This window comes from Rhodospirillum sp. A1_3_36 (assembly GCF_047263945.1).
Lineage (GTDB): Bacteria > Pseudomonadota > Alphaproteobacteria > Rhodospirillales > Rhodospirillaceae > Rhodospirillum.
The window spans coordinates 153,994-177,208 of record NZ_JBLAVB010000004.1 but is presented as its reverse complement, the minus strand read 5'-3'; the positions used below and the strand labels follow the sequence as shown (position 1 = coordinate 177,208).

At 60.6% G+C, this 23,215-nt stretch carries 19 protein-coding genes and 1 pseudogene; 11 read left to right on the top strand and 9 right to left on the bottom strand.

Annotation, left to right across the window (positions count from 1 at the left end; translation table 11 throughout):
• Positions 1-383: 383 nt before the first annotated feature.
• From ACLIRY_RS11235 to ACLIRY_RS11220, 4 genes are read left to right on the top strand one after another with little or no spacing between them, the layout of a single operon-like run.
• Complete coding sequence (locus ACLIRY_RS11235; RefSeq protein WP_413205480.1) at positions 384-737, top strand: NADH:ubiquinone oxidoreductase subunit NDUFA12; 354 nt, start codon at positions 384-386, stop codon at positions 735-737.
• 33 nt (positions 738-770) lie between these two features.
• A complete protein-coding gene (locus tag ACLIRY_RS11230) occupies positions 771-1,553 on the top strand; it encodes an MlaD family protein (RefSeq protein WP_413205479.1) in 783 nt (260 codons plus the stop codon).
• Between the two features lie 19 nt (positions 1,554-1,572).
• On the top strand, positions 1,573-2,031 hold the full coding sequence (locus ACLIRY_RS11225) for an outer membrane lipid asymmetry maintenance protein MlaD (RefSeq protein WP_413205478.1): 459 nt from the start codon (positions 1,573-1,575) through the stop codon (positions 2,029-2,031).
• Positions 2,032-2,066: 35 nt separating this feature from the next.
• Positions 2,067-2,534 carry a DUF2155 domain-containing protein gene (locus ACLIRY_RS11220; protein WP_413205477.1) on the top strand — a complete coding sequence of 156 codons (468 nt, stop codon included), beginning with the start codon at positions 2,067-2,069 and terminating at the stop codon, positions 2,532-2,534.
• Positions 2,535-2,639: 105 nt separating this feature from the next.
• Here the strand turns inward: ACLIRY_RS11220 and aat are convergent, their stop codons facing one another.
• From aat to ACLIRY_RS11205, 3 genes are all read right to left on the bottom strand, one after another.
• Positions 2,640-3,281 (bottom strand): leucyl/phenylalanyl-tRNA--protein transferase, encoded by a 642-nt coding sequence (gene aat, locus ACLIRY_RS11215; RefSeq protein ID WP_413205766.1) that lies wholly within the window; start codon positions 3,279-3,281, stop codon positions 2,640-2,642.
• Positions 3,282-3,396: 115 nt separating this feature from the next.
• Positions 3,397-4,734 carry an acetyl-CoA carboxylase biotin carboxylase subunit gene (accC, locus tag ACLIRY_RS11210; protein WP_413205476.1) on the bottom strand — a complete coding sequence of 446 codons (1,338 nt, stop codon included), beginning with the start codon at positions 4,732-4,734 and terminating at the stop codon, positions 3,397-3,399.
• 18 nt (positions 4,735-4,752) lie between these two features.
• The gene (locus ACLIRY_RS11205) at positions 4,753-5,199 is read right to left on the bottom strand and encodes an acetyl-CoA carboxylase biotin carboxyl carrier protein (protein WP_413205475.1); all 447 of its coding nucleotides are present in this window, start codon (positions 5,197-5,199) and stop codon (positions 4,753-4,755) included.
• Positions 5,200-5,370: 171 nt separating this feature from the next.
• Between ACLIRY_RS11205 and thiS the strand changes: the two are divergent.
• From thiS to ACLIRY_RS11190, 3 genes and pseudogenes are all read left to right on the top strand, one after another.
• Positions 5,371-5,850 (top strand): annotated as a pseudogene (gene thiS / locus ACLIRY_RS11200) (sulfur carrier protein ThiS); the annotation flags it as partial.
• 30 nt (positions 5,851-5,880) lie between these two features.
• Positions 5,881-6,660, top strand: a complete 780-nt coding sequence (locus ACLIRY_RS11195; RefSeq protein WP_413205765.1) for a thiazole synthase — start codon at positions 5,881-5,883, stop codon at positions 6,658-6,660.
• Between the two features lie 311 nt (positions 6,661-6,971).
• Complete coding sequence (locus tag ACLIRY_RS11190) at positions 6,972-8,279, top strand: flagellar hook protein FlgE (protein WP_413205474.1); 1,308 nt, start codon at positions 6,972-6,974, stop codon at positions 8,277-8,279.
• Between the two features lie 294 nt (positions 8,280-8,573).
• Here the strand turns inward: ACLIRY_RS11190 and ACLIRY_RS11185 are convergent, their stop codons facing one another.
• The 4 genes from ACLIRY_RS11185 to ACLIRY_RS11170 all read right to left on the bottom strand — a co-directional run bounded on the left by ACLIRY_RS11185 (position 8,574) and on the right by ACLIRY_RS11170 (position 12,145).
• Positions 8,574-9,368: a DsbA family protein gene (locus ACLIRY_RS11185; protein ID WP_413205473.1), complete on the bottom strand. Its 795-nt coding sequence runs from the start codon at positions 9,366-9,368 to the stop codon at positions 8,574-8,576.
• Between the two features lie 257 nt (positions 9,369-9,625).
• A complete protein-coding gene (locus tag ACLIRY_RS11180) occupies positions 9,626-10,351 on the bottom strand; it encodes an LrgB family protein (RefSeq protein ID WP_413205472.1) in 726 nt (241 codons plus the stop codon).
• On the bottom strand, positions 10,348-10,740 hold the full coding sequence (locus ACLIRY_RS11175; RefSeq protein ID WP_413205471.1) for a CidA/LrgA family protein: 393 nt from the start codon (positions 10,738-10,740) through the stop codon (positions 10,348-10,350). Before ACLIRY_RS11175 ends, ACLIRY_RS11180 begins: the two co-directional genes overlap by 4 nt.
• A 4-nt stretch (positions 10,741-10,744) precedes the next feature.
• Entirely contained in the window at positions 10,745-12,145 is a 1,401-nt protein-coding gene (locus ACLIRY_RS11170; protein ID WP_413205470.1) for a M48 family metalloprotease, read from the bottom strand.
• 145 nt (positions 12,146-12,290) lie between these two features.
• Here ACLIRY_RS11170 and ACLIRY_RS11165 point away from each other — a divergent pair, with 145 nt between their 5' ends.
• Positions 12,291-13,511: a gamma-glutamyltransferase gene (locus ACLIRY_RS11165; RefSeq protein ID WP_413205469.1), complete on the top strand. Its 1,221-nt coding sequence runs from the start codon at positions 12,291-12,293 to the stop codon at positions 13,509-13,511.
• 274 nt (positions 13,512-13,785) lie between these two features.
• Positions 13,786-14,958, top strand: coding sequence for a pyridoxal phosphate-dependent aminotransferase (locus tag ACLIRY_RS11160; RefSeq protein WP_413205468.1), 1,173 nt, complete (start codon positions 13,786-13,788; stop codon positions 14,956-14,958).
• Positions 14,959-14,961: 3 nt separating this feature from the next.
• Here the strand turns inward: ACLIRY_RS11160 and ACLIRY_RS11155 are convergent, their stop codons facing one another.
• Complete coding sequence (locus ACLIRY_RS11155) at positions 14,962-15,729, bottom strand: response regulator transcription factor (RefSeq protein WP_413205467.1); 768 nt, start codon at positions 15,727-15,729, stop codon at positions 14,962-14,964.
• A gap of 176 nt (positions 15,730-15,905) precedes the next feature.
• Between ACLIRY_RS11155 and ACLIRY_RS11150 the strand changes: the two genes are divergently transcribed.
• A complete protein-coding gene (locus ACLIRY_RS11150) occupies positions 15,906-17,804 on the top strand; it encodes an ATP-binding protein (RefSeq protein WP_413205466.1) in 1,899 nt (632 codons plus the stop codon).
• 258 nt (positions 17,805-18,062) lie between these two features.
• Here the strand turns inward: ACLIRY_RS11150 and ACLIRY_RS11145 are convergent, their stop codons facing one another.
• Positions 18,063-20,633 carry an Rne/Rng family ribonuclease gene (locus ACLIRY_RS11145; protein ID WP_413205465.1) on the bottom strand — a complete coding sequence of 857 codons (2,571 nt, stop codon included), beginning with the start codon at positions 20,631-20,633 and terminating at the stop codon, positions 18,063-18,065.
• 811 nt (positions 20,634-21,444) lie between these two features.
• On the opposite strand from ACLIRY_RS11145, the gene ACLIRY_RS11140 reads away from it, so the two are divergent.
• Complete coding sequence (locus tag ACLIRY_RS11140; RefSeq protein WP_413205464.1) at positions 21,445-22,989, top strand: N-acetylmuramoyl-L-alanine amidase; 1,545 nt, start codon at positions 21,445-21,447, stop codon at positions 22,987-22,989.
• Positions 22,990-23,215 lie beyond the last annotated feature (226 nt).

Sequence of the window (23,215 nt, the reverse complement as noted above, 5' to 3'; positions counted from 1 at the left end):
GTCCAAACCTTAGGGTTGTCACCTTTCGGATTGGGCGCCACCAGATGTTGATCGGCGCCCTCAAGGTGTCGCTAGATTATGTGTCCTGAGCTGTCACAGCAACGCCTTTTTTGTGTCGTGCAGCAAGATTCTGTTACAATATGTTGTGGACAGGGACGAGGTGTCGTGTTCCATGTCCCAGAGGCTATCGGACTGGACGAACGCCTTGCGTTGCGCCATAGTGCGGCCCGCTCCCGAACCCGACTCCTTGGCTTTCTGCGATGGGGTGGATTTGGGAAAAATTTTACGGAAACCGGGCCTTTTGGGGAGCGTGATCAACGCTTCCGGAGGGTCCTCGGATGATGACCCGCGAGGGATACTCGCGTGTTTAGGAGCCTGACGCGATGAGCATCGGTACCCGGCTGTTGACCATGATGAACGGCGAATTCGTGGGCGAAGATGCCCATGGAAACAAGTACTACCAGGAACGTAAAAAGCGCTTGTCCAATCCCCTGTACCGGCGCAAGCGCTGGGTGATGTACAAGGGCAAGGTCGAGGGCTCAAAGGTTCCGGCTGAATGGCATGCCTGGCTCCACTACACCAATGACAAGCCCCTGGATGCCCGGAGTAAGGCTTGGGAACAGCCCCATAAACCGAATCTGACCGGGACTCTGGGCGCCTATGTGCCCAAGGGTGACGAACGGGCCGGGGGGCATCGATCTGCCTCCACAGGTGATTACCAAGCTTGGCGTCCGTAAACACCGGAACGGAAGGGGATCGGTGGGAGGCTCATGGTAATCGCGCGAGCGTTCAAGGAAGGGGTGCACGGCGATCGGGCGGAAACGCTGATCGGAGCCGTGGTGGTGCTTGTGGGAGTCGCGATCATGGCTGCGACCTCCATCAACCGCCATGACACGGGCGCTCCCGAAGGAGCCTATCAGGTGGACGCCGTTTTTAACCGCGCCGATGGAATCGGCGTGGGGTCAGAAGTGCGTGTGGCAGGCATCCCCGTGGGTCGGGTGGTGCGCCATACCTTGGACGATCAATATCGGGCGGTGGTGACCATGCGCATGGATCTAGGGGGAGCGGAGTTGTCTGACGACGCCGCTGCCAAGATCCAGACCGATGGCCTGCTGGGCTCCAAATACATAGAGGTGGTCACAGCGGGTGGCGGGTATGGAACAATTCCCTCAGGTGAGCGTCTCGACTATACGCAGGACTCGGTGATCATCGAGGACCTGTTGTCGAAGATCGTGGCCATGGCCAAGGTCAAAAGGGGGTTGGATCCGAATATACCGGCCAGCGAGCAGGAGATGCCCCGGCCGCAGTCGATCCTGGACGCGCCATCGAAGGCGACCCCGTCGGCTGACGAACCACCTGCTTGCGATTGTGAACCTTCCCCGCCGGTGAACCTGTTCGCCCCTTGGGCTCCTGGGGTGAACGGAAAAGACGGGTCAGTGGATGGGGCGCCAATGGACGGGGAGTCTGTGGATGGGGGGCGGAAATCGGAGGGCGATTCCCTTAATTCATCCTCTTCTCCAGCCTCACCCGCTTCTCCCCTGACCAACCCTTAGACCGGCGAGGATTCGAATTTTGGGACGCAATCCGATCGAAACGATCATGGGCGCGGTGGTGCTCATCGTCGCTGCCCTGTTCCTGGTCTTTGCCTATAATACCGCAGATCTGAAACCCTTGACGGGCTATCCGGTGGAGGCCATTTTCCTGAAGGTTGGTGGTCTGGATACGGGCAGCGATGTCCGCATCAACGGGGTGAAAGTTGGCAGTGTCACGGCTCAGAAGCTGGATACCACCACCTATGAAGCGGTGGTCGATCTGACCATCAGTTCTGAAATCAAGGTGCCTGAGGACAGCCGGGTGGCCATTGTCAGTGACGGTCTTCTGGGTGGGAAATATGTCCGCCTTGAGCCGGGTGAATCGAAAACCATGATCGCTGCAGGTGGCCGCTTGACCCGGACCCAGGACTTCCAGTCCATGGAAGAGCTGGTGGGTGAAATTATCTTCCTGGCCACCCAACCCCCAGCGGGCTCGTGAGAGGTCCCATGACGTTTTTCCGGATTCGTTCCTTCATGACCCCAGCCAGGGTTTCAGCCCTTTCCCTGGCGGGTCTGATCGCCATCGCTCCGTTATCCGCTGGGGCTGAGGATATCCATGCCCAGACGGCCATTTTGGGCTGGCTCGACAAAATCACAGCCCGGGTCGGCGAAGCAAAGGTGACCGTGGGCCAGGAATGGCGGCTGGGATCCCTGTCGATCGTGGTCCGTTCCTGTATCCGACGGGTCCCGCCCGATGATCCAGAAAGCGGCGCCTTCCTGGATATCTCTGAATTGACTGACGGACAGGCCCCGCGCGAGGTCTTTCGGGGGTGGATGTATGCGTCCAGTCCGTCCCTGTCGGCGATGGATCACGGCGTTTATGATGTCTGGGTGTTGAAATGCGAGATTCCCTCGGACCTGGAAACGGGGGAGGGGGGCGCCCCGGGTGCCGATGCTGCTCCCGTGGAGCCGGTCGATCCAGGAGCCCCGCCGCTGGATTAGGGGGGAATGAGGAAAAATGAGCACCGGTTTTCCGTGCTCATTCCGTTCTAACCATATGATCCAATGAGGGGGGCTTTGAGGCAGGGTGGCGGACCTCTTCGCCTTCTACCACCCCACCTTGTGGTCCAGTTCAGCCAGCACATCGGGGGGCTCAACCAAGAAATTCCCGTGCACCTTCAGGGCTTCCGAGAGGCGCCGCTGGTAGTCGTAGCGGGGAATTTCCAGGGCGCCCAGGCTGCACAGATGCTTGGTTGTAAACTGGGTGTCCAGCAGACGGAACCCGCCCTTTTTCAGGCGGGCCACCAGATGGCAGGCGGCGACCTTGGAGGCATTGTCCCGTCGGGAAAACATGCTTTCACCGAAAAATGCTCCGCCTAAGGCCAGGCCGTAGAGCCCGCCGACAAGCTGGTCTCCGTCCCAGCATTCAACGCTATGGGCCAATCCAAGATCGAAGAGATCGGTGAAAAGCTGCTCTATTTCCGGATTGATCCAGGTTTCTTCCCGACCTGGAACGGGTGCGGCGCATTGTTTGATCACCTCCACAAAGGCCCGGTCGATGGAGACGTCGTACAGACCGCGTCTTAAGACCTTGCGCATACTGCGGGACACATGCAAGCCGTCCAGGGGCAGAATCCCCCGATTTTCCGGATCGATCCAATAGAGGCGAGGATCATCATGGGACTTGGCCATGGGGAACACCCCGCTGGCATAAGCGCGGACTACGATTTCCGGCGTGATGGAAATCACCCCTTGCTCTCCCTCGAGACCACATCCAGACCCATTACAGGGCATGGAGTCGATATTCATCAAGATTTTTTTTGGTTTCCGGGGGAGGAGCGTCCCCCGGAAACGGAGACCGACATCAGTCGGTCACATGGTTTTCCAACCAACGGATGTCGTAGGAGCCGTCGATAAAGGTCTGGGTTCTGACCAGTTTCCGGTGGAGGGGCAGGGTGGTTTTGATCCCTTCGATGACGAACTCATCCAGGGCACGGCGCAGACGCATCAGGCATTCATTGCGGTTGGCCCCGTGGACGATCAGCTTGGCCACCATGCTGTCATAGTGGGGCGGCACCATCACGCCCTGGTACAGGCCGCTGTCCACCCGTACACCCATGCCACCGGGCTGGTGGAAGTCGGTCACCCGACCTGGGGAGGGGGCGAAGGTTTCCGGATCCTCGGCATTCACCCGGCATTCGATGGCATGCCCCTCGAAGCGGATGTCCTTTTGGGAATAGCCCAGGGGGGCGCCCGACGCGATGCGGATCTGTTCGCGGACCAGGTCCAGGCCGGTGATCATTTCCGTCACCGGATGTTCCACCTGCAAACGGGTGTTCATTTCGATGAAGTAGAATTCCCCGTTTTCGTAGAGAAACTCCATGGTTCCGGCGTTGTAGTAGCCTAGATTCTCCACAGCCTTGCGGGCAATTTCGCCGATCCGCTCGCGGGCTTCGTCGTTCAGGGCGGGGGAGCGGGCCTCCTCCAAGACCTTCTGGTGCTTCCGCTGCAAGGAACAATCGCGCTCGCCCAGATGGACCGCACCGCCATGGGTGTCGCCCAGAACCTGCACCTCGATATGGCGTGGGTTCTGGAGGTATTTCTCCATATAGACCTCGCCGTTACCGAAGGCGGCGAGTGCCTCGGTTCGGGCGGTGCGGTAGGCTTCCAGGAGGTCGTCGTCGGAGGTGGCCACCTTCATACCGCGCCCGCCGCCGCCTGCGGTGGCTTTGAAGAGCACGGGATAGCCAAATTCGGTGGCGAGACGTTGGGCTTCTTCTTCCGTCTCCACTGCGCCAGCCGAACCGGGGACGCAGGGCAAGCCCGCGTCCAGGGCCGCCTGTTTGGCAGTGATCTTGTCTCCCATCAAACGGATGTGTTTGGGGGAAGGGCCGATGAAGGCGAAGCCGTGATCCACCACCATCTCGGCGAAATCGGCATTTTCCGATAGGAAGCCGTATCCGGGGTGAATGGCGTCGGCATGGGTAATGGTCGCTGCAGACAGGATCGCGGCCTTGGACAGGTAGCTGTCCCGGGCCGAGGGGGGGCCAATGCAGACGGATTCGTCGGCCAGCCGTACGTGCATGGCTTCCGCATCGGCTGTGGAGTGGACCGCGACGGTCTTGATGCCCATCTCCCGGCAAGCCCGGTGGATGCGCAGCGCGATCTCGCCCCGATTGGCGATAAGGATTTTTTCGAACATGGGGCGGAGGCGCTCCCTTTACTCGATGATGACGAGGGGCTCGCCGTATTCCACCGGCGTCGCATCGTCCACGAGAATGGCCGAGACCGTGCCAGCCTTGGGGGCGCGCACGGGGTTGAAGGTCTTCATGGCTTCGATCAGGACCAATGTCTGTCCCTCGGCCACGGTGTCACCGACTTTGATGAAAGCGGCGGCGCCCGGTTCGTTGGAATGGTAAACCACGCCCACCATGGGGGCCTTGACCGCACCGGGATGGTCGGAGGGGTCCGCCGATGCGACAGGAGCCGCAGTCACCGGGGCAGCCGGGGGCGCTGGAGCCGCCGCAGGCGCTGTGACAGCGGTCATCTGCTTGGCCACGCGGACCCGCACGGATCCGCTTTCATACTCGATTTCACTGAGGCCGGTATCGTGCAGCAGATCGGCGAGGGCGCGGATCGCCTCGCTATCGATGGTGGTCTTCGCCATGGTCTCGGTTCACTCCGCGATTGTCTGGCTGGTTGGGGGCGGTGAAGTGAAACGGAGGGATAGAGCCCTTTTCCGTTCGCTCCTCGCCGGAGGCATGGTCCGTATGTCCCTCCCGGTCGGGCATCCGGTCCGGACCCGGCAAAGGCCGGTTCTGGATTGGGTAAAACCGTTATGCGGGGGGATAACACGGTTGGTCATGAGAATCCCTGCGCGTCGCTACAAAAAACCGGACGCGTTGGAGAGGGTTATACCATGCCTTCACGCCCCCGCAACAACCCTGGGAACATGATGGCCATGCGATTGACGGGAAAAGGGGGATTTCTTGGGGAAAGGTTGAAAGCCTGCGCCCTCCGCCCCATACTCACGGCGATCCGGAAGGGACGTTTGACAACGGCGACCCGGACGGGGCGTTTCAGAATTCTTACGCAAAATTCTTACGCAAACTTTGGCACGGAACACCAACCCATGCAGGTTATCATCAATGGCGAGGCCCGGGACCTCGCAGCCGCCCGAACCGTTGAAGGACTGCTGTCCGATCTGGGGCTCGATTCCCGCAAGGTGGCCGTTGAGCGGAACCGTGAAATCGTTCCCAAAACCCAATACGCCGAGATCTCTCTGGGCGAAGGGGATCAGTTGGAAATCGTGCATTTCATTGGAGGCGGAGACCTCGAGACCACTCAGGTGGTGGCCGGAGAGGACGGCTTTACTGTCGCAGACAGGACCTTCACGTCTCGCTTGTTGGTGGGAACCGGCAAATACAAGGACTTCGAGGAAACGGCCCTGGCCATCGAGGCCAGCGGAGCGGAAATTGTCACGGTCGCCGTTCGCCGGGTCAATGTCAGCGATCCCAGCCAACCCATGCTTGTCGATTACGTGGATCCCAAGAAATATACCTACCTGCCCAATACGGCAGGCTGTTTTACAGCCGATGATGCCGTGCGGACCCTGCGTCTGGCGCGGGAAGCCGGAGGGTGGGATCTGGTGAAGCTGGAGGTTCTTGGCGATCAGAAAACCCTGTATCCCAACATGGCCGAGACCCTGATCGCGGCAGAGGCCCTGGTCAAAGACGGTTTCAAGGTCATGGTCTATTGCGCGGACGATCCCATTGCCGCCAAACGGCTGGAGGACATGGGCTGCGTGGCGATCATGCCCTTAGGCTCTCTGATCGGCTCCGGTCTGGGGATCATCAATCCTTACACCATCCGCCTGATCAAGGAAGCGGTGAGCGTTCCGGTGTTGGTGGACGCGGGCGTGGGGGCACCCTCGGAGGCCGCAGCGGCCATGGAACTGGGATGCGACGGTGTGTTGATGAACAGCGCCATTGCCCAGGCCAAGGATCCGATCCGCATGGCTCGGGCCATGAAGCGGGCCGTTGAAGCCGGGCGCGAGGGTTATTTGGCCGGGCGCATGCCCCGCAAGCTCTATGCCGATCCATCCTCCCCCCTTGGCGGACTGATCTGATCCCAGTTGGCGGGGATGAATTTACCGGGAGGGGCGGCAAAATTTGCCGCCCTTTTTTCTGTTTTTTCCGGTCACGGGCCGGGACAACAGAGGGAGGGGCGACCGAAGATGTCTTGTCACTCCTTTCAAAAAACAGATTTAAATTCAATTGGTTGGTGCTGAATTTGACGTGGAGTCCCCCTCGGGGAAGAGGATGTGTCAGCGGTCGGGATATTGGCGCGAATTGTGCATTATTCTGGTGACATTTTGTTTTTTCCGCGCGCCCTGGATCGAGAGTGTCCAGAGAGGTGGGGGATTTTGGGAGACCGGTGATGAGCCTTATGGGTGCCTTCACGAACAGTTCCATGGCGATGACTGCCCAATCGCATGCGCTGGGACAGATTTCCACGAACGTGACCAACGTGAACACTGCTGGCTACAGGCAGGTGGACACCAACTTCAAGACTCTGCTGTCGGAAACGACGGCCCGCTTCGATTTTTTTGGGACCAAGCCGGTGGATTATCGCCGGGTTTCCGGGCAAGGAGCCGTCCTGCAGACGGGGCGGGATATGGATTTGGCCATCGGCGGTACCGGTCTGTTCATGGTTAATCCCCAATTGGATGGGTCTGGTGAAACGCTCTACACCCGGGCGGGGGACTTCCAAGCCCGTCAGGATGAGGCAAGCGGGGATTCCTATTTAACCACTTCGGGAGGGTATTACCTGATGGGGTGGGCGGCTGATGAGGCCGCTGTTCAGGCCGGGACAGAGCCCTTCCCTGTCAACGATCCTGCAACGGGTAGCGTTACCGGAGGCGCAGGCTTGGTTCCCATAAAGGTCAATTCGCTGCAGGTCGCTGACGGAAAGGCCACCTCTTCGGTCGAGGTTCGGGCCAATCTCGATGCGGACGCCAGCACGACCCAGACTTTGGGGATCAACGTTTGGGGCCCTCAATATTCCGAGACCAAACCCGATGGCACCACGACGAACACTTGGCCCCGCCAATCCATTAAAATGCAGTTTCAGCCGGATCCGGCCAACCAGAACACCTGGACCTTGTCGTTGACCGATGCCAATGGCAACACCGGAACGGCCTCGCCCAGTACTTTGGTCTTTGATGGCGGAGGGAGGTTGACCAATCCCCCTGACGGTATGCTGACCTTCGACATGACCTATGCGAACGGAACGACCGGATCCTTCACTGTTGATATGAGTGAGGTGACGCAATACGGCGGCCAGACGCGGATGGATGAAACGACGGCCAACGGCTATCCCGAAGGATCGTTGTCCAGCACGAGCTTTGATGAGACAGGGGTGCTAAGCGGCAGGTACACCAATGGCACAACCCGCCCTCTCTTCAAGCTGGCTATGGCTGATTTCACGGCCGTCGATAATTTGGAGGCGAAGTCTGGAACCCTTTTTGCGGCCAGTGACTACGCGGGAGATCGGCGTATTCTGTCCGCTTCGGATACCTTAAGTGGGGGCGTGCGCTTGACTCCAGGGGCCTTGGAGCAATCGACGACGGATTTGACCGACCAGTTCAGCCGGATGATTACCACTCAGACCGCCTATTCATCTGCAGCCAATGTGTTCCGCACAGCTGATGAGATGAGCCAGACGGCGGCGGGGCTGAAACGATAGAGACCCCTGTGGGGTAACGGACCTGGGGCACTGGGATCTCTAACGATCTGATTGGGATCACGGTACAGGACAGTGTCTTATGTTTTTTGGGCGATTGCCCAAGCCCATTTGGGGGCCAATGCCCCCAAACCCCCCTTTTTTCTTTTCAAAGGAACAGCCCGGGTGTCTGGGGCCTTTCGGCCAGTAACTGTCCGGTGTCTGGGGCCTTTCGGCCCCAGTGGGGAACGGGGCAAAGCCCCATGACGGGAAAACATCCCCTGTCGTGTACGGTGGCTTGTGATGGGGTGTGGAGCCTTACTTTCCGGCCCGGGCTTTTTTCACCAGGGCGGTCAAAGTATCCGGCCCCATGGCGCCGGGGATGAGTTGGTCGCCAATGATGAAGGCTGGCGTGCCGCTGATGCCCAGGGCCTGGGCAAGCTGGAAGGACCGGGCGATCTTGGCGTCGACGTCCTCGGATGTCATGTCCTTTTTCATCTTCTCCGCGTCCAGGCCTTGGTCCTTGGCGAGCTTGGCGAGTACCTCCTCGGTGATCTTGCCCTTATGGGCCATCAAGGCCTTGTGATAGGGCTCGTATTTCGCTTCGTCCTGTAGGGCCACGGCAAGGGCTGCCCGGGCGCCCAGAACCGAGTCCGGACCGAGGATCGGGTACTCCATGACGTGCAGTTTGATCTTTCCGTCCGTCTTGATGGTGTCCCACAGGACCGGAAAGACGCGCTTGCAATAGCCACAGTTGTAGTCGGAAAATTCAACCACAGTCACGTCGCCTTTGGCATTTCCCAGGGTTGGCAAGTCCTTGGGATCGGTGAGCATGGGTCCCAATTGCTTGATCATCGATGCCTGATTGGCCTTTTCTGCGGCGTCTTCTTTGGCTTTTAGGGCCTGGAACGCCTCTTTGAGGATTTCCGGGTTGGCAATCAGATGCTCACGGATCAGGTCTTTCACCGCCTCGGTCTGCTCGGGGGTGAGGGGATCCGCAGCCACTGCGGGAGTCGCCAGGGAGCCCATGGACAGAACCCCGAGGGACAGCGCCATGGCCGAGGCCAGGGCGCCCCGGCGGAGGGAAACGGACGCGGAACGAAGCAGGCGCATGGGATCATAATCCTCGTGATATCTAGAGCATCGAGCGGAAAAGTGGGCACCGGCTTTCCGGTCCACTCGATGTTCAACTTATTGAATCCAGATCAAATTACCCGCCCTGAATCGATTCCGATTTAGGGCGGTTTGATCTAAACGGAGAGGCCACCCGAGTCAGGCGGATAAACGTGGCGGAAGTGTGCGTGATCAACTGCTCCGGGGCAAGGGCGGGGCGCTCTGATCGCGGGAATTTGATGGGCCATGCTCCCCCTTCAGGTTAACACGGCTACCAGAACGGCAACGACCACGGTCGTGACCAGCCCGTTCAGCCCCATGCCGATCCCGGCGAAGGCTCCGGCGATGGGGTGGACCTGGAAGGCCCGGGCCGTACCGATGCCATGGGCCGCCAAACCGGCGGCGAACCCCCGGGCCTGATAGTCGCGAATACCCAAGCGGTCCATCAGGGGCGTAACAAGAATGGCTCCCAGGATGCCCGTCAGGATGACCAGGGCAGCGGTCAACCGGGGCAGGCCACCAATGCTTTCGCTGATGCCCATGGCGATGGGGCTGGTGACCGATTTCGGCGCCAGCGAGAGAACGACCTCCGGCGAAGCCCCCATCAGTTTCCCCAGGATCATGGCCGAGGCTGCCGCGACGATGGAACCGACGACCAGCGCCGCTGTCATGGGGATCAGTACCCTGCGGACCCGGCCCAGGTTCTCGAACAGGGGCACGGCCAGGGCGACTGTGGCCGGACCCAACAGAAAGTGGATGAACTGGGCGCCTTCGAAATAGTGCTCGTAGGAGGTCTTGGTGGCCCAAAGCAGGGCGATGATCAGGCCCACGGCGATGGCCACAGGGTTGACCAAGGGTGCCCCTCTGGCTTTCACGTGAAGGGCATGACCCACAAGATAGGCCATAAGGGTCACCCAGAGCCAGAACAGGGGCGTGGTGTTCAGGTAGACCCAGAGGTCCGTCAAGGGATCGGCACCGGTCATGGGAGGGGGCTCCCGCTCTCTTGTGGATCCTCGCGGGTCACTTGGTCGAGTCCCATGGCCTTAGCCACCACTCGAAACGTCACGGCAGTGGCCACCAGGGCCAGCAGGGTGCTACCCACGACGGCGACGGAAATGGCGAGCCATTGCTCGGATAGACGCTGGAGGTGCAGGACGATACCGGCGCCGGCAGGAACGAACAACAGGGACAGGTGGGACAGGAGGCCCCGGGCGGTCTGGGGCAAGGCTTGTGGGGTGAACCGACCCCAGGTCAGCCAGATCAGAAGCAGGACCATGCCAGCCACGGGACCGGGAATGGGAAGGTGAGTCAGGCGGGCAGCCAGTTCCCCCAGAAGTTGGCAGAGGAACAGGGCAGCCATGGCGGCGGGCATGATCCTAGTTTTCCTTGTCCTTGAGGCGCTCGGCTTCGGCGATCAGATCCTGCAGGCGCAGGGCGTCCCGTGACCCTTTGGGGATGCGTCCTTCGGCCCGGTGGGCATGGGCCAGTGCCTCCCGGGGGTTGCCCTGGGCCATGGCCATTTCGGCCAGAGCCAAGGTCGCCATGCCCTCGTTGCCCAGTTTCCCTTCGGCTTTGGCCAATTGCTTCCAGGCAAAGGGATTGTTCGGCTCCAGGTTCAGGGCTGCCTTCAGGTTGGTGCGTGCTTTCTCCAGGTTCGACCGATCGCCCAATTCCACCTGGGCATGGGCCAGGGAGACCAGGATCAGGGGTTCGGTCGGGGCGAGGCGGACGGCCTTTTCGTAGGAGGCGACACCTTCGGCGAGGCGTTGGTTTTCGACCAGCATCTGGCCGCGCAACTCTTCGAAGTAGGGGTCTTGGGGGCGGTCGGCGATGAGGCCGTCGATCATGGGGAGGGCCCGTCCCAGGTCCGATCGGCGGAAATAGGCAATGGCATGGGCATAGCGACCGGCAATGGACCGGTCCGTAGCCGGGTATTTGGTCATGGTGCTGACCCCGGGCTTCAGGTAAGCCAGCAATTTCGCCTGGACCCGTTCGAAGGCCTCGACCTCCGCCGCAGGGGGAGGAACGTCCGAATAGGGCGATTTGGCCACATGGTTGGCCAAAGCGCTCACGCGGTCCCGAGTCAAGGGGTGGGTGCGCACATAGGGGTCCTGACTGCTTGAAATCAGGGCTTCCTGATCGCCCAACTCCTCGAAAAAGCGCAGCAATCCTTTGGAGGATTGGTGGGTGGCGTCGAGTGCCCGCATCGCGAAGGAGTCGGCACTGTTCTCCTGGGTCCGGCTGAAGGCCAGAAGGTTGCGTTGGGCCGCGTGCTGGGCGCCGAGCATGACCGCCCCGGCCACATCTCCCCGGCCCGAGGCCGCCCCTGCCGCCGCTCCGGCGAGCATGCCGAGCATGCTATACATAAAGGTCTGATCCAGCTTGTCCTGCAGGTGGATCAGGTGGCCCCCAGCCAAGTGGCCGATTTCGTGGGCGATCACGCCCTTCAATTCGTTTGGGCCGCGGGACTTGAGGATTGTGCCCGTATTGATGAAGATGCGGTTGCCCGTGGTAGCGAAGGCATTGATGGCGTCGTCGTTGATCAAGCGGATGGTAATGACCCGATCTCCAATCCCCGCTGCCCTGGAGAGTGGCGCGGCGATCATACCAATGGTATTTTCAATTTCCGCGTCGCGGATCAGGGACATCCCTCTCGCCCAAACGGGTGCCGTCGACAGCCCCAGGACGGTGGCCATCACCAGTCCGACCCTAAGACAAGTCAGCACCCCGCCGGTGACCACGGTTCCGGTAAGGCGGATAGCAACGAGGAAGCGCATGCGTTTCACCAGGTTTCAGAGGGCCTCCTTGCGGATGGTCCCATTCGAGAAAATACGCCAGACGACACGGGCATCCTGTCAAGCTAGGGGGGGGAGCGGCTCGCGTCAACGCGGTCAATCGAATACCGCTGGCGGGCGCATCGGATTGGCGGCGCTTGCGACAGCCTCGCTCCTCCTGGTTGGCGGTTGCGCCGACGACCTGCAGGTGGGGACCATTGGATATGTAGAAGGATTCTCCGGCGTCATTGCGGCCGACGAACCCCAGGCGGTGCTCGTCGGACGGGATGTGCTCAGTGCCGGAGGACTGGCCTTTGACGCCGCCGTTGCCATGGGCTTCACTTTGGCCGTAACCCTGCCGTCCTCTGCCGGGCTTGGGGGCGGGGGGATCTGCCTGTCCTATGATGCGGAGGCGGATGCGGTCCAAGCCCTGGAATTCCTGCCCAACGCATCGACCCTGCCCGGACCCAAGGGATCCATGGCCGTGCCCGCACTCGCCCGGGGCCTCTTTGCTTTGCATGCCCGGTCCGGGTCCCTGCGCTGGGAAACGCTGGTGGCGCCAGCGGAAAATCTGGCGCGCTTTGGCTTTCCTGCCTCCCGGGCTCTGGTTCAACGGATGGCCGACTTCCCCCGGGGACCGGATACGGCGGCCAGTTCCTTTGCGGCGGGTCTGGTCGAAGGGCAAAAGATTGCTCTGCATAATCTGGCCGGATCCCTGGGCCGCATTCGCCAAAGGGGGCCAGGCGAAATGCATGACGGGACGATGGCCCGGGAGATGGTCGAGGCCGCAAGCATGGCCGGTTTCGGTCTGACCCTGCAGGATCTGCGGAATGAACTGCCGCGGGAGGACCGATCCAAAGTGCGGGAAGAAGGCTATCAGGAGGTTCATACTTTTGGAGCTCCGAACCTGGGCAGCCCCTCCGTTGAATCCGCTCCCGGTTCCACAGGTTATGTGGTCGCCGACAGCCTGGGCAATGGTGTCGCCTGTGTTCTGAGCATGGGGCGGCCCTTTGGCACCGGGATCGAGATGCCCAACCAGGGCTTCCTGATCTCGCCGCCCCCTGCCGTCGGGGGAAGCGGGGAGGCCTTAGCCACTTTGCTCAAAGTGAACCGCAATGTGCATGCCTTCCATCTTGGGATTGCTGCTGGTGGGCGGGGGGCGTCTGGGATTGTCGAGGCTTTGAGCGCGGCGATTTTGGCGGCCGGTGAGGGCACGCCGCTCCAATCGGTGGTGAACAATCAGGCGGTGGCGGCTCCGGCGCGGGTCAATGTGGCGTCCTGCCCCGGCGGCATTCCCCGAAATCCGGAAACCTGCGCCGCTGCGGTGGATCCCCGGGGGGCCGGATACGGGTTGCGCGCCGGTAAGTAGGGGCTTTTTGTCCCAAGGGTACGCGGCGGTCTATACACCGTTTCCTCGAACATCCGGAAAACCTGCTTCGCAGTTTTTGGGCTCTGCCCAAACCCGCAAAGGGTCACGGACCCTTTGATCCCAAAAGAGGGCTCTGGGGCCTCAGGCTGTTATTTTTAAAAGAAAAATGGGGGTTTGGGGGCATCGCCCCCAAAGGGGTTTGGGCACTCGCCCAAAAAAGACGAGACACCGCCGCGTTTCGAGTTTTTGTTTCTTCCGTTCGGGATCGTTTCCAATGGCATTGAAAGTCGCTCGCCGGGGGCAGGTGCCCCCCTTTATCGTCATGGATGTCATGCGCGCCGCTGCGGAGCGGGAGGCCGGAGGGGCCGACGTTCTGCACTTGGAAGTGGGGCAGCCCTCCACGGGATTGCCGGATCTTTGCCGGGCTGAGGTCGCCGATCGGGTTCGTGCGGACACTTTGGGGTATACGGTGGCCCTTGGCCTGCCGGAATTGCGGCAGGCGATCGCCCGGGACTATCAGGTGACCCAGGGGATGGAGGTGGATCCGGCTCGCATTGTCGTAACCACCGGATCAAGCAGTGGCTTCATCCTGGCCTTTTTGAGCGCCTTCGACATCGGCGACCGGGTGGCACTGGCGGCGCCCGGTTATCCCGCCTACCGCCACATTCTGTCCTCTTTGGGGTGCGAGCCGGTGATTCTGCCGACGGGGCCGGAAACCCGATATCAGCCGACGGTCGCCGTTCTGGAGGCCTATCAGGAGATGGAGGGGCAGGGCTTGGATGGGTTGATCGTTGCCAGTCCCGCGAACCCGACAGGGACGATCATGCCCGCGGAGGAGCTGCGCGCCTTGGTCGACTACTGCGGGAAAAGGGGGATCCGTCTGATTTCAGACGAAATCTACCACGGGATCACCTATGGCATGGATGCGGTCAGCACGGCGGGCATGGCTGACCACCCCATCGTGGTCAACAGCTTCTCCAAGTATTTTTGCATGACGGGCTGGCGCCTCGGCTGGCTGGTCATGCCGCCCGATATGATCCGCGCTGCGGAATGCCTGGCGCAGAATCTTTTCATCAATGCCCCGACCGTGTCCCAGTATGCGGGGATCTCTGCCCTGCGCCATCGAGCGTCTTTCCAGGACAACATTACCCGCTATACCCGAAACCGGGAGGTTCTGGTCCGGGAGTTACCCAAGGCCGGGTTCCGAGAATTCGCCCCCGCTGACGGCGCGTTCTATCTTTATGCTGACGTGGGGCATCTGACCAACGACAGCTTGGGTTTCTGTGGGCGCATGTTGACCGAAACCGGCGTGGCGGCAACCCCAGGACTGGATTTTGACGCGGACCGGGGCGGGCGGTTTTGTCGGTTCAGTTTCTGTGGATCCACGGAGGCTGTGGAAGAGGCCGCGCGACGTCTCGCCGTTTGGCTCGATGGTGCCGGGGCCTGAGGCTCAGACCCCGGTGAAGACGTAGCCCTCGCCATAGACGGAAGTCAGCGGGAGGGGGGTGCCGGTTTGGCTTTCCACTTTGCGGCGCAAGCGTCGGGCCAATGTGTCCAGGTTGCGTCGATTGGTCTCCGTGTCCGGCTTGTCCATGGCCTTGAGCAGGCTGGAGCGGTCGATGGGGCGGCCTCGACTTTCGATCAGAGGTTTCAGGAAGCCCCGTTCGGCCAAAGTCAGGGGAGCTTGGCGGCCCCCGGGGGTCTCCAGGGTCCAGGTGTGCAAGTCCAGAGTCCAGGTTCCTGAAGAAGACGTCGGACCTCCCCTCTCTTTCCCTGGAGCCTGAGACGCGGTGCGGCGGAGGCCTGCACGGCGCAAGACACTCCGCATGGCGGTTTCGATCAGATCCAGGCTGGAGGTTTTGGGCAGAAAAGCATCGGCTCCGGATTGCAATCCGGCCATATGGTGTTCCCCGTCTCCCAGGCAGGTCAGCATCAAGACGGGGACATCGCTGGTTTCGCGCAGGGTGCGGACGGCTTGCAGACCTGTCTGTCCCGGAAGCATCAGATCCAGAACGATAATCTCTGGCCGGAGCCCGCCGTCAAGCATGGCGCGCATGGTTTCAGCGCTATCCGCAGCGTCGCAACGGAATCCCTTATTCCTCAAAAAGTCGGCAAGATCGGCCCGGAGACCTGAGTCATCGTCGACGACAAGGACATGGATGTTGGCGGTTTCACCCTGTTCGCGATGCGAATTTTCCATACTATCGGCGGACGGCAAGACGTTTCTCCTGACGTGAGGCTGTGTTCTAATGAGACGATCATAGGTCTGTATTGCTTGGATATAGTATCTTGTTTGGGCGGGAAGTTTCAATGTGTCGGAGGGGGATATTTGTCGGCCTCATGGCTGTACTGATTGCATGTATCGGGATCTCTCGGTATGGGGGTGGATTGGCGATGGCCTCGGCGAAAGAGCTGAGAGAAGCGCATGCTGTCATTTCCCTCGACGATAGAGCGGCCCTGTCCAAGCTTGAGGATCATTGGGAGATCCAGTTGGACCCGAGCAAGGTCCTGACCTTTGAGGACATGACCGACTCCGGGCACCGAGACGGGTTCAGGAGACCCCCCTGGACGGGGTCGTTGGGCTATCAGGATGCGGCCCTGTGGGTGCGGTTCACCGTTCGGCGGCCTTTTGGGGTGGGGGATGACTGGCTGTTGGTGTTGGGGGTGCCCTTTCTGACAGAGATACAGGTCTATGGCCCCGTTGCAGGAGGGCGCGCCGTTCTGGGGAGTTCCGTACCGCTGCGCGAACGCCCTCTTCGAATAACCAAGCAGGCTGTGCCCCTGATCCTGAAAGAAGGGGAATCCGCCAAAGTGTATCTAAGGATCTGGACCCATGGCGTACTGAATGTCTCTGGCGCGATCCTTCCCCAGACCGAAGCGATGGAAACCTTTGAACTTCAGACCTTTCTGAACGGTCTGTTTCTGGGCGCCCTGCTTCTGGCAACATTGGTCAATATCGCCGTTGGACTGTGGACGCGGGATGGGACCGTCTTGGTTTACGCAGCTTATCTGACCACGTTGTTTGGCCTATTTCTTGGATCAACGGGCGTGATTTCGGTGCTTTTTCCCACTTTGGGTGCGCTCTTTCCGTCAATGCTTGTTGCTGGTTGTGCCCTGGCCGGGATTCCTGCGGTATTGATGCTCTGGGCGCGGATCTTCCGGTTTTGGAGCTGGAATCGCCCCCTTTCGGTGCTCTACGGGGGCGTTTCCCTGGGAGCTCTTGCCGTGATCGGAACCCTGGGAAGCTCATGGTATGGCCGCCTTGCTCCCCCATACTTTCTTCTGACGTTGGGCGTCATCTTTATCGGTTTTGCGGTGACCATACGGGCCCGTTGGAAGGGCCATGGGCCGGATGAAGATTGGTGGTTCATTGCTGCCTTGGCTTTCCTTGTCCTGTCTGTCTTGGCTTTGCTCTTGACGAATATTGGGTTCCTCCCGGCAACAATGGTGACGACGAACGCCTATTTGATCGGTGCGGTGCTTCACGCCATTTTGGTCAATGTTGGATTGGCGGGACGGTTAAGGAAATTCGCCTTGGCTCACTCCAAGGCCGAACAGCGGGCCCTTTACGAGAGACGGAAGGGAGAGGAACAGCGGCAGTTCATTGCCATGTTGGTCCATGAGTTCCGCTCTCCTCTGGCGTCCATAGACCGGGCGGCCCAAATGATTGAGGTTAAGAAGGAGGGGGAGAACGGACCTTCGGTCGAACGGCTCGGCAGGATCCGTCGGCTTGTCGACCGTCTGTCGGTTTTGGTGGATTCTTTCCTGGCGTCCGAAGCCTTGGAACACGGGGGCGTTTCCCTGGATCGGCGGGAGGAAGGGGTTCTGCAGATGTTGCAGGATTTGGCCAATGGACTGGTGGAGGGAGACGGGAGCGCGGCGGGAGTATCCAATCGGCTGACTCTGGCTGTGAACCCAAAAACGCTGACCTGGGAGCTGGATCGGGAAATGGCGATGACCGCCATTGGAAATATTATCAGTAATGCCTTGAAGTATTCCGGACAGGAGCGAGTCGTGGTGGAGGCCTTCATCGATTCCCGGGATAACCTGCGGGTGACAGTGACTGATCGGGGACCGGGATTGAGCCTGGAGGACCGGGAGCGCATGGGGGACCTTTACTACCGGGGGTCTGCCGCCAGCGGCATCCGCGGCACGGGGCTTGGTTTGACCATCACCCGCAAGGTCATGGCTGCCCATGGGGGGGATATGATGTTTCAAGCGGCGCCTGAGGGTGGGACACGGGTCGTCCTCACCTTTCCTCCTGTGCTATCGGATGAGGAGTTGTTTTCCTGACCGTTGCACTCCTGGGTGCGGTACAGGACAGTTGGTGTTTTCCCGTCACGGCGTCCCCCCCCCCTCTTTGGCGAGACTGGGCCAGTAAGGCCCCAGACCTTATAAAAGGGAAATGGGGGTTTGGGGGCATTTGCCCCCAAATGGGCTTGGGCACTCGCCCAAAAAACACGAGACACTGTCGTGTGCCGTTCTGGATATGAAAAGAAAAAGGGCTGGAGTTCACCAGCCCTTTTCCTGTTTTTACGTGCGAAATCCCAATCAGGAGGAGATCAGCTTTGACCACCAACCAGTGCGGCGGGGTTTGTCTGTTTCGTCCAGCATCGGAGAATCCGCCTCCTGTGGGGTGGCGCTTTCCTGTTCCGGGGTTGGTTCCGGCTGCTCTTCCGTCACCGTTTCCGGTTCTGTCGTCGCCGTGCCAGCGCTGTCCGACTCCGTGTCTGTGGCTTCTTCCTCCGCCTCGGTGACGTCCTGCGCGGTTTCCCCGGTGACCCCTTCAGCAGAAGAGATCACCGTGTCTGCGGCTTCTTCCTCGGCCGTTGTCTCAGGTTCGGGCGGCGAGGTGACGTCTTCCGAGGGAAGCGGATTCCTGCTCACCGGTGTGATTGGGCCGATGGTGGGCTCTCTTTCGGCCATGGTGGGCTCGCTTTCGCTAGCCTGGATAGCGTCCCCGTTGTTGGACTGAGTGGTCTTGTCCCCTGCCTCTGAGGAGGGATCATTCGAGGCGGACAGGTCATCCCGACTGGTCCGACCCCGGTTCCGGCGACGGCGGCGACGGCGGCGATTGGCTCCATCCCCGTCACCGTCACTTTCCCCATCATCCTGGCCTTCGGAGCTGTCAGTCTCGCTTGTGCTCTCGCCCGATTGGCTCTCGCCCGATTGGCTCTCGGATGAGTCGGTCTCGTCGTCGGACTCGTCGCTGTCCTCAGTCGAGGAGGTCTGATCCTGTCCTTCCTCCGTGGCTTCGGCGCTGTCGTTCTCCCTACGGCCACGGCGGCGGCGGCGGCGGCGGCGCTTGCGTCCTGCCCCATCCGTGTCGTCGTCATTGGTGCCCTCGAGGCTTGTCGAGGAGGTCTCGGTTTGGCCGTTGGAGGTTTGGGGATCGTCCTCCTCCCCATCTTCGTCGTCTTCCAGGTCCTCGGTCACCACAGGGGGATCATCGGGATACCTGGGGGGGGCTGCTGCGGCTTCCACTGGACCGTCGTCCCGGCGGTTCTCTGCCTTCACGCGGTCCATGCGATAGTCGGGGACGATCAGGCTGTCGTCACCCAACAGGACGACGTTGAAATCATAACGGTCCTCAATGGCAGATAGAATGGCCCGTTTGTGGTTAAGGATATAGAGTGCCACAGAGGTCGCCATCGCGACTGTGACTTCGCAGGAGCGGCGGCGGACGCCTTCTTCCTCGATCACCCGCAGCATGTAGACGGCCGTGGATTCAATGGAGCGCACCGACCCGGTTCCATGGCAATGGGGGCAGGGCAGGAAGCTGGTCTCCATCAGGCTGGGACGTAGACGCTGGCGGGACAGCTCCATCAGGCCGAAGTGGCTGATGCGGCCCAATTGGATCCGCGCCCGGTCATTGCGCAGGGCGTCCTTCATGCGCCGCTCCACATTGAGATTGGAGCGGCTGTCATCCATGTCGATGAAGTCGATGACGATCAGCCCGGACAGGTCGCGCAGACGCAATTGCCGCGCGATCTCGTCGGCGGCCTCCAGGTTTGTCTTGTAGGCCGTTTCTTCAATATTGCGTTCACGGGTCGAGCGGCCGGAGTTGACATCGATGGCCACCAGGGCCTCGGTCTGGTTGATCACGATATAGCCGCCAGACTTCAACTGGGCAATGGGGCTATGCATGGCATCCATCTGGCTTTCCACCTGATATCGGTGGAACAGCGGCATAATCTCGTCCTTGTAAGGCTGCACCTTCTTGGCGTGGGAAGGTGTCAGCATCTTCATGAAATCCTTGGCGGTGCGATATCCCATATCGCCTTCCACCAGGATTTCTTCGATATCCCGGGAATAGATGTCACGGATGGCCCGCTTGATCAGGCTGCCTTCCTCGTGAATCAGGCAGGGGGCCCGACTTTCCAGGGTCGTTGTACGGATGTTGTCCCAGGTCCGCATGAGGTAATCATGGTCGCGTTTGATCTCCGCCTTGGAGCGCTCGCTGCCCGCAGTCCGCAGGATGACGGCGCTGCCCCTGGGTCCGGACAATTCGCCCATGATGGTCTTCAGGCGCTTGCGGTCCGCAGCGTTGGTGATCTTGCGGGACACACCACCACCCCGGGTGGTGTTGGGCATGAAAACGCAATACCGACCGGCGAGGGACAGGTAGGTGGTCAGAGCCGCGCCCTTATTGCCGCGTTCCTCTTTCACCACCTGGATCAACAGGATCTGGCGTCGTTTAATGACCTCCTGGATCTTGTAGGATCGGATATTGCGGGACCGGGATCGGTGGGAGGGTTGATTGTCCTCTGCCTCGTCGCCACCAAGGGTTTCAACGTTGTCACCGTCTCCATCGTCGTCATCCTCGGCCGCAGCTTGGGCTTGCTCCTCGGCGATGAGCTTTTCGCGGTCGGCCACGGGAATCTGGTAGTAGTCGGGGTGAATCTCGTTAAAGGCAAGAAATCCATGACGGTTTCCACCATAGTCCACGAATGCCGCCTGAAGAGAGGGCTCAACGCGAACTACCTTGGCGAGATATATGTTTCCTTTTAGCTGTTTTTTTGTAGACGTCTCGACGTCAAATTCTTCAAGACGGGTACCGTCGAGAACCACGACCCGAGTTTCCTCTGGGTGGTTCGCATCGATGAGCATGCGTTTGGTCATTCGGAAGGCTTCTCCGCGGAGTCGGCCAGCCCTGTCGCGAGGGCATGGGCGACCGGTCGATCAGGGGTGATCGGCGGATCTTGGACACGGGGAAAGGTTGGCGGGCGAACGGAGTAGGATAGGCCGTGTCTGGCGCTTTCCTTTTGGAAAGCTGGTCACCGGACGCAACCGGAACCATCTCGGGGGATCCCGACGGGCACGCGGTGGCACTGGGTGACCGCAGAGCGCGGTCGCCTGATTGAATATGTTCACAAGGGACCGGAAAATACATTATCCAGTAATCCAGGATGCCTAACCTGTCCGGCGCGGTTTGGATCCGGCCGTCAAGAAAATTGTTGCGTCGCAAAACCAGTTGTCGGGTCCCGGATTTGGCGCGCCGCCGTAAAAAGGGTTGACCCTTCCACGCCTTTCGGCTTCGCCGCCTCCTAAAGCCTCCCACCGGACCAGGAACCAGCAGGGAACTCTGTCCCATGGTTTTCCCACTCCTAAGGGATCTTCCGGCCCGGTCACGGACCCTGTCCCGGCTGTTTGCACGGGATTTGGGCTGGACCCTCCAACGGAATCTCACAGAAGACGATACAGTTGGGTCAATCCTTCTACAACTGAATCTTTTCCGTTCCTTTGGGGCATATTCAAATCGAAAGCGGAAGGCATCGAGGATTAAGGGTTGAAAATCATGCCCTAACGAGGCTTTCTTGCATCAAATTCTTGCCACAGGATAGCGGGTCGCCTATACCAGAGTGACAGCATTCATTCGAAGATCAAGCATGGGGGCACGCGGCCACCAATGAGGCGTAACTGGCGAAGCGGCATGAACAGGCGAACGCTGGTGTCCGGGGCGGCATCCCTGGCCCTGGCTGCCGGGCTGTTTGCGCCAAGGGTTGCCCGGGCTGCCGCACGGATTGACGGCCTGCGGTTTGGTGACCACGGGACCTCGACCCGCTTTGTCGTGGATTTGAGCGATCGGGTCCGTTGGCGGCTGTTTACCCTGGCAGCGCCCTATCGGCTTGTTCTGGATATTCCGGAGGGGCGTTTTGGCGGTTCGATCGCTCCATCCGGCTTGGGGCTGATTGAGGCGGCGCGCCACGGCATGGCCGATGGCGACACCGCCCGTGTGGTGCTTGATCTGTCCGGCCCCGTTGTCGTGGACAAGGACTTTCTTCTGGAACCCCAGGATGGTCAGGGATGGCGGTTGGTCGTCGATCTTGCGCCGACCTCCGAAGGGGCGTTCATGGCCTCCGTTGGCCTGCCGACGGGACTGGATGTTCCCAATACAATCACGCCTGCGCCCTCGACCCGGGCGGTTGCCCAGGCTCCCGCCCCGGTGACCGGCGGATATCAGGACAGGGTGCCCGCGCCCATTGCTGCGGTTCCCCAAAGCGCCCCGGCAACGGGAGCCCCATTGGATTTGCGGAATACGCCGGTATCCGGGACCGGTGGGAGGAGGGGGCTTCCCGGCCCCGGTCAACAGGTCGCCAGTCTAGAGCCGCAGGACATGGGGGCCGCCGTGGATGGTGACCCTTCCGGAGTAGGGGTGGCGTCTGCGGCGATGGGCATGCCGATCGTATCGCGGTTGGGGATTGTGCGGGTCGGCTTGGCCGATGGAAGGGTCGTTCCCGTCCCCATGGAGAAACCCACCCCCCGCTATGCCGCGCCGCGCAAGCCGGTGATTGTTCTGGATCCCGGTCACGGGGGACGGGATCCCGGGGCCATCGGGTTGACGGGTGTCCATGAAAAGGACATCACCCTGAATATGGGACGGGATTTGCGCAAAGCCTTGGAAGCCACGGGGCGCTATAAGGTGGTCATGACCCGTGATCGGGATACGGCGATCCGCCTGCGTGAACGGGTGGCCCGGGGCCGCCATGCCGGGGCGGATCTGTTCATTTCCCTGCATGCCGATGCCTTGCGCGATCCGGGTGTGCGGGGTCTGTCGGTCTATACCCTGTCGGAGAATGCTTCGGATGACGAGGCTGCCCAGTTGGCAGAGCGGGAGAATAAGGCGGACATCCTGTTGGGGATGGATCTGTCCCACGAAACGCCGGATGTGGCCAATATCCTGATCGACCTGGCCCAACGGGAAACCAAAAACAAGTCCGTGCGGTTCGCCAATGCGCTGATTTCCCAGTTGCCGCCGGATGTCAAGAAATTGGGCAAAACGCGCCGCTATGCAGGCTTCGCCGTGCTCAAGGCGCCTGATGTCCCTTCTGTGCTTGTGGAGATGGGATTCGTCTCCAATCGGACGGATGAAAAGCTCTTGCGCACCAGTGGGTACCGGGCGAAGCTGGCCGCCGCTCTGGTCCGGAGCATTGATGATTTTTTCGCTCCCCAGCAGCAGCGGGCTTGGCGTCCCTAAGGGGCGCCGGGATCCTCGGCGGATCCGGTTTTATGGGATAAACTCCGGCGAATTCGGTCTCAGTGAGTGTGGTCTCGGCAAAGACGGGATGTGGGATTGCGTCCGAGAGTGAAACTGGATCAGCTTGAGTCACGCTGGCCTGGTTTTACTCTGATCTTATAAATTTTAGAGTGCCTTCGAGATCAAGTTGGGCCAAGAAATGGTCCAACTCGATCTCGAAGGCATT